Below are 6783 nucleotides of genomic sequence, written 5' to 3'. Positions count from 1 at the left end.
AATAGCACAAACTTCTGCAAATATAAAGAGGATTACCTTTTGTAGCTTCATTATCAATAATTAAGGGGAAACCTTAAATATTGGGCTGTAAAAACCATAATAAAGCAGTTGACCGACTAAAAATACGGGTTTATAATGGTTTTATGGTCGGCAGAAAACAAGAAACACAAGAATTGAATAATATTTATAGCTCGGGCAAGGCAGAGCTGGTTGCCATATATGGCCGCAGGCGTGTCGGAAAAACATATCTCGTTGACGAGACATTCAAGAACAGAATTACCTTCCGTCATGCCGGTTTATCTCCTGTCGAAGAAGGCACAAAAGAAGGCAACACTCTTAAAAAACAGCTGGAACATTTTTATTTTTCTCTACAGCTTCAAGGAATGCCAAAATCTCACAGACCTCAAACCTGGCTTGAGGCTTTCTTTATGCTGGAGCAGCTTTTACAGTCAAAAGATAACGGAGAACGTCAGGTTGTTTTTCTTGACGAACTTCCATGGCTCGATACTCCTGGCTCTGGTTTTATTACTGCATTTGAAGGCTTCTGGAATACATGGGCATGCCATCGTTCAACCATCATGGTTGTAGTCTGTGGAAGCGCCAATTCCTGGATTTTAGACAAACTAATCGATAATCACGGTGGTCTTTATAACCGCGTTACTCATGAACTTAAACTGGAGCCATTTACCCTTTCTGAATGTAAAGAATTCTTCAAATACAATAATCTAGTCATTTCCGATTATGACATAGTTCAAAGTTATATGATCTTCGGTGGTATTCCATTTTACCTGGGATACTTTGAACGCGGTTTAAGTCTAGCCCAGAACGTTGATAAACTCCTGTTCCTTTCAAATGCAAAACTAAAAGATGAGTACAACAGACTCTTTGAATCAGGCTTCAAGAACCCGGAGATAATGAAATCAATCGTAAATCTTTTGAGTCAGCTTAATGCAGGCTTTACCCGAAAAGAAATCGTTGAAAAATTGAAAATCACGGATAGCGGACACCTTTCAAAATATCTCAAAGCCCTAATTGCCAGTGACTTTGTTATTGAATATGTTCCTTTTGGACTTGGCAAGCGCGAGACCCATTACAAGCTGATAGATTCCTTTTGTAAATTCTGGCTTAAGTTTGTAAATGAAAAAGAAAATCTGGATTCGGCTTTCTGGCAGCCTAACGTTACTTCAAACCAGATTAATAGCTGGAGAGGCTTTGCATTTGAGAACGTATGCTTTAATCATATCAAACAGATTAAGAATGCTCTTGGCATCAGCGGAGTTATTACTACTCATTCTGCCTGGTCAAAGCGCCCGGACGAGACTGGCGAAAAGGGTTCCCAAATAGATCTTCTTATTTCACGTAATGACAATGTAGTGAATATGTGTGAAATGAAATTCTATAGTGAGGAATTCTGCGTTAATAAAGATTATCACGAGACTCTGATTAAACGTCAGAGTCTTTTGAGCACAATGATTCCAAAGAAATCAGTTGTACACGGAACTTTAATTACAACATATGGTTTGACCTATAACGAATATTCCGGTGATTTCATCAACACCATCACTATGGAAGATTTGTTCAAAGACTGAAAAATTATTCCTCTTGTCATTTAAAACAGTCTTCTTTCAGGGTAAGCAGAATATCACCGTTATTTGAAAGACGGAAAACAATTTTGACAAGGTTTGCCTGAGCAGCATCCACTTCCTGGGCGCGGGCAGGCCCCATCCATTCCATATCTTCCTTAAGCATAGTGGCTGTACGTTGTGGCATGTTTCGGAAAATTTTGTCCTGGACTTCGGTAGAAGTGCCCCTGAGAGCTTTTGCCAGTACCTGCATATCAGTTTCCTGTAAGACTTTCTGAATGGCCCTGTCATCCAGGTACTGGAAATCTTCGAAAGAGAACAGGCAGTCTTCCATCTTTTTCTGGAAGATTGGAGTTTCTTTCTGAAAGTTCTGAACGGCTTCTTCTGCAAAGGTTTTGCCGGAAAGAATAATGTTGTCTTTGATGATTTTGTAATCATCGGTGAAGTCCATACCTGAAGCAGTGATTATATGCTCAACTTCGGAAATGACTTGGGTATCAGATTTTTGATATTCTTTAGCAAGGGCCTCAACCTGGCGGCGTGTATCGGCATCCATGTTATTCAGAAGGTCAATTGCATCCTCGGATTCCAGCCCAAGATATGCAATTGCTTTTGCAAAGCTTGAAAAATACATCTTGCTGACATAATCCATCAGTACTTTTCGGGTTGCCCTGGTAATATCGCCCATTGCTTTCTCGACCATAAACTGAGCCTTCTTGGCTTCAGCAGAAACTTCATTTTTCATAAGTATAGCCTCTTTCATATTTACATTATAAATATACGGCAGACAGACTATCACGGTGAGATAGACTAAAAAAAACAAACTCTTTTTTTTCAGAATATCACTGCATGATTGTTTATGCCGTAATAGTTATTTAATCGGAGTTTGGGAGAAGTCATTAGATGAAAGAAGAAGATATGAATATTTGGGTTCCGGTCGGAATGTCATTGCTGGGCCGCGTGATTTATGCAGATGGAAAACCATGTGATGATGGCCCTGAAATTTTTCCAGAAGAATATTATCCATTAGAGGTAGCTCCGCCTGATGCTTCTACAAGACTTCCAATGAATCGTCGTTTCGAAACTGGAGTTCGAGCAATAGATTCTATGCTCACAATGGGGAAGGGGCAGCGAATGGGAATCTTCGGAGGGTTTGGAATTGGAAGATCTGCACTGCTTGCTATGATTGCGCGAAATAATAATGCAGATATAAATGTAATTGGATTTATTGGTGACCGTCCTCGTGAGGTATGGGATTTTATAAAAAGGAATCTTGGAGAAGAAGCCTTAAAGCGTTCAGTTATTGTTGTTGGAAATAATGTTCAACCTGCAGTTACACGTGTAAGAACAGCTTATGTTTGTACTTCTATAGCAGAATACTTTCGCGATAAAGGGATGGATGTTGCTTTTATGTTGGAATCTTTTATCCGATTTGCTCATGCACAGAGAGAGATTGAACTTGCTAAAGGAGAGCTTCTTGCACATAAAGGATATCCGTTAAGCGTGTTTGAAATGATTCCAAATCTTATTTATCGTTCTGGAACAAACAACAAAGGTTCAATTACCGCATTCTATTCAGAGTTTTTTGATTGCGATGATGTACCCAATCCGATTAAAGATAGGGTGCAGGATTGTCTTGATGGGTATATTGTTTTAAGTAGAAAATTAGCAATGGCTTATCATTTTCCTACGATTGATATTCTGGCATCTAATAATCGTATTTCAAAAATGGTAACTGGGAAACAGACACAAAAGGCAGTAAATCTTGTTCGTAAACTTATGGAAAATTATGCTAAAAAAGGAACTTCCCCTAAACTCGATTTAGCAATAGGGAAACATAGTGAGATTGAACAATTCTTAATCCAAGAAGAAGATGAAAATTGTTCTATGGCAGATACCTTGAATATGTTGAGCAAATTAACTGGCATAGACATTCCGTGCGACGAATATGATGAAAATGAAAGGTGAATAAATTTAAATTAAAGAACATCTTTAATGACAGGCTTATTCTTTAATGCTATAGTAAAACCATAAAGCGTTGAAACAACGCAAAAGTTGACTTGTGTTGGCTTAAATTAAACAGGAGGTTCAGAGATGAACGCTATGAACAGTAATAATTTCAATTTTCTCGAACATAGTCTTAGTTCATGGTCAGAGCATAGTTTCTGGTCGGAATGCAGCTTCTCTGAACATTCATGCTGTGAAAATCATGAAAGCTGGTGGGAAAACAGTTCGTCGAACTGTAAGTCAATTTTTGTAAACGGAGTTTTGGCGTAATCCTTCCTTAAGGCGTTGAGACTCCGGATTAAAGGGGTTATTCAACGTGAAAACTACATATCTTAGACCTGTGCTCGACTTAGAGGCAACAGGTACAAAAATCAAAACACTTATGAAGCAGCGGGGTATTACGCCTCGGCAGCTGCAAATACTTCTCGACTTTCCGTATGTGCAGACCATCTACAACTGGTTTGCAGCGAAAAACATGCCTACCCTCGATAACCTTGTTGTTCTTGCACAGGTGCTTGGCGTGACAATGGATGAGATTGTCGTTACCCGTATGGTGACTGTTGAGATTGATGATTCGGAGGGCGTGGAAGTTCTTAGTGCATGAAACTAATACGCGTATAGCTCAGTTGGTAGAGAATCGGTCTCCAAAACCGAAGGTCTTAGGTTCGAATCCTAATGCGCGTGATAGAACTGGTACCCAAGAGGCCGAAGGGGGTAGTCTGCAAAACTACTAGTCGTGGGTTCGAATCCCATCCAGTTCTCTTTTACATGTGGACGTTGGCGGAGAGGTTTAACGCGCTTGATTGTGGATTAAGAGTTCACCAGTTCGAATCTGGTACGCCCACCTATATGGAGAGATGGCAGAGAGGCCGAATGCGGTAGCATGCTAAGCTGTTATAGCGGTAACGCTATCGGGGGTTCAAATCCCTCTCTCTCCGTTAGTATTCAATCTTCAAAGAATTAATTCCATATTACACTACAATAATTAACGTAACTTAATTAACTTGCTATATTAAGTTATATAAGTTACAATAACATTATGAATGCAGAAGAAATCCTTAAAAAAATTGACTCTCTCCCATCAGGTGGCCTTACTACGAAAACTATCAGAGGTAAGGCTTATACTTATTATCAATGGACAGAAAACGGTAAGCAACGGTCTCGAATAGTAAAACAAGAAGAGTACGATAATCTAAAAAATCAGATTGAGGAAAGAAAAAAGCTTCAGGCTCAAGTTTCAAATCTTGAGATTTATAAAAATAAAGATGCAGCAGTTTTCGAAGAAGATCCCCCTGCATTTATTACGAATGTAAGAATCGGTAAAACTCTGGATGATTTTTCTGCAACAATTATAGATTACAAAAAGCGCGAGTTGTACTCAGCAATTGAACAATATGTATATGGCGATACTCATGACAAAGTATTTATTCTTTACGGTTTACGACGAACTGGAAAAACAACGTTAATCAGACAGGTCATTTATAACATGAAGGATGAAGACAGAAATAAAAGTGTTTTCATTCAGATTAATCCTACAAACACCCTTGCCGAAGTAAATAAAGATTTACGAAAACTTGAGACGCTCGGATATAAATATGTTTTCATTGATGAAGTCACAATAATGGATGATTTTATTCAGGGTGCCGCTTTGTTTTCTGATGTTTTTGCTTCCAGTGGAATGAAAATTGTGCTTTCAGGAACAGATTCCCTTGGTTTTGTTTTTTCAGAAGACGAACAGCTCTACGACAGGTGTTTTTTGCTGCATACCACATTTATTCCATTCCGTGAATTTTCAAATGTTCTGGGCATTCATGATATTGATAAATACATGGAATTTGGCGGAACGATGAGCCAGAGCGGAGATAATTATAATAAATCTATTTTTGGTACAAAGAAAAGCACTGCTGAATATGTTAACACTGCAATTGCCCGTAATATTCAGCATTCACTTAAAAATTATCAGTATGGAAGTCACTTCAGAAACCTGAAGGCCCTCTATGATAAAGGTGAGCTTACAAATGCCATAAATAGAATCGTTGAAGATATGAATCATGATTTCACTATAGAAGTACTTACAAGAACGTTCAAATCACACGACTTTGGCAGCGCGAAAGATATAATTCGAAAGGACCGTGAAAATCCTACTGATATTCTTGATGATGTTGATGGTGAAAAAATCACAGAAAAACTAAAAAAGCTTCTAAGAATTCTGAACCGGGAAGAGCAGAAAATTGAAATCCAGGATGTCCACAGACTTGAAATAAAAGAATATCTTGATTTACTTGATTTAACCTGCGATATTCCTCTTGTTAACATGAACGATTTAAGTAGCAAAAAAGTTACTACAGTTTTCAGTCAACCAGGCTTACGGTATTCACAGGCCGAATCTTTGATAAAGAGCCTGATGATGGATGAAACCTTCAGAAATGTTGATGCTCAGGAACGCAAGCGTATTACAGAACGAATCCTTGATGATATAAAAGGCCGAATGCTTGAAGAAATCGTGCAGCTGGAAACTAAAAAAGCAAATCCAAATCTGGAAGTATTCAAGCTTCAGTTTGCCGTTGGTGAGTTTGATATGGTCGTTTATGATCCGGAAAATGTCTGCTGCAAAATCTATGAAGTAAAACACAGCAAAGAAAAGTCTCCGTTCCAGTATCGTCATTTAATTAACGAAGAGAATTGTAAGCAGACAGAATTCAGATTTGGAAAAATTCTGGAGAAAGTTGTCTTATATCGAGGCGAGACCTGCGAAGAGGAAAATGGCATTCATTACAAAAATGTGGAAGAATACTTGATTGAAAATTGATGAACAGACGTGGTTAAAAACTTATTTCTTATTTTTCGTTTTTGATTAATTCAAGAATATTATTCTTTAATGAATCTAGTCTTTCTTTGTAAGGATTAGATTCGGTTCCTGTCAGTAAAAAATCTATAGAAGTTCCAAGATAATCTGCAATAGTTTTTGCGATGTCCACTCTTGGAAGAATCTGTTTCGAAATTGAGCCTCGTAAAGTCCATATACTGATACCAATATCTTCACACATCTTTTCCTGAGAAATCTTCTTGCTTTTCAGCACCTGAGAAACGTTTTTCCAGAAAGACTCAGCATCCATATATAAAAACCTCAAAAAATGTAAGAAATTACAAAAATTCTCTTGAAATAATGTCAATAATGACATTATATTTATTA

General features: G+C 38.0%; 6 protein-coding genes and 4 tRNA genes. 8 read left to right on the top strand and 2 right to left on the bottom strand.

Annotated elements, in window-relative coordinates; all coding sequences use genetic code 11:
- Positions 1–143: 143 nt before the first annotated feature.
- Complete coding sequence (locus MSI_RS12640; RefSeq protein ID WP_009107720.1) at positions 144–1589, top strand: ATP-binding protein; 1446 nt, start codon at positions 144–146, stop codon at positions 1587–1589.
- A 16-nt stretch (positions 1590–1605) separates the two neighbouring features.
- Here MSI_RS12640 and MSI_RS12635 read toward each other — a convergent pair whose 3' ends face one another.
- A complete protein-coding gene (locus MSI_RS12635; RefSeq protein ID WP_081481398.1) occupies positions 1606–2346 on the bottom strand; it encodes a FliG C-terminal domain-containing protein in 741 nt (246 codons plus the stop codon).
- Positions 2347–2486: 140 nt separating this feature from the next.
- On the opposite strand from MSI_RS12635, the gene fliI reads away from it, so the two are divergent.
- The 7 genes from fliI (at position 2487) to MSI_RS12600 (ending at position 6399) form a co-directional block, all read left to right on the top strand.
- Positions 2487–3551, top strand: coding sequence for a Flagellar biosynthesis/type III secretory pathway ATPase (fliI, locus tag MSI_RS12630; RefSeq protein WP_009107713.1), 1065 nt, complete (start codon positions 2487–2489; stop codon positions 3549–3551).
- Between the two features lie 355 nt (positions 3552–3906).
- The gene (locus MSI_RS12625) at positions 3907–4194 is read left to right on the top strand and encodes a helix-turn-helix transcriptional regulator (RefSeq protein WP_050983947.1); all 288 of its coding nucleotides are present in this window, start codon (positions 3907–3909) and stop codon (positions 4192–4194) included.
- Positions 4195–4201: 7 nt separating this feature from the next.
- Positions 4202–4274, top strand: a tRNA-Trp gene (locus tag MSI_RS12620).
- Positions 4275–4277: 3 nt separating this feature from the next.
- A tRNA-Cys gene (locus MSI_RS12615) sits at positions 4278–4351 on the top strand.
- Between the two features lie 10 nt (positions 4352–4361).
- Positions 4362–4435: transfer RNA gene (locus MSI_RS12610), tRNA-His, on the top strand.
- 6 nt (positions 4436–4441) lie between these two features.
- Positions 4442–4528, top strand: a tRNA-Ser gene (locus MSI_RS12605).
- Between the two features lie 101 nt (positions 4529–4629).
- Complete coding sequence (locus tag MSI_RS12600; protein ID WP_009107709.1) at positions 4630–6399, top strand: AAA family ATPase; 1770 nt, start codon at positions 4630–4632, stop codon at positions 6397–6399.
- Between the two features lie 28 nt (positions 6400–6427).
- On the opposite strand, the gene MSI_RS12595 is transcribed toward MSI_RS12600, so the two are convergent.
- Positions 6428–6706, bottom strand: a complete 279-nt coding sequence (locus MSI_RS12595) for a helix-turn-helix domain-containing protein (RefSeq protein WP_009107708.1) — start codon at positions 6704–6706, stop codon at positions 6428–6430.
- Between the last annotated feature and the right edge of the window lie 77 nt (positions 6707–6783).

Origin of the sequence: Treponema sp. JC4 (assembly GCF_000260795.1) — a bacterium.
Lineage (GTDB): Bacteria > Spirochaetota > Spirochaetia > Treponematales > Treponemataceae > Treponema_D.
This window is presented reverse-complemented; position numbering and strand designations above follow the sequence as displayed.

Coding starts and splice junctions, on each gene's coding strand:
- MSI_RS12600 (WP_009107709.1), top strand. CDS start 4,630: ATGAATGCAGAAGAAATCCTTAAAAAAATTGACTCTCTCCCATCAGGT.
- MSI_RS12635 (WP_081481398.1), bottom strand. CDS start 2,346: ATGAAAGAGGCTATACTTATGAAAAATGAAGTTTCTGCTGAAGCCAAG.
- fliI (WP_009107713.1), top strand. CDS start 2,487: ATGAAAGAAGAAGATATGAATATTTGGGTTCCGGTCGGAATGTCATTG.
- MSI_RS12640 (WP_009107720.1), top strand. CDS start 144: ATGGTCGGCAGAAAACAAGAAACACAAGAATTGAATAATATTTATAGC.
- MSI_RS12595 (WP_009107708.1), bottom strand. CDS start 6,706: ATGGATGCTGAGTCTTTCTGGAAAAACGTTTCTCAGGTGCTGAAAAGC.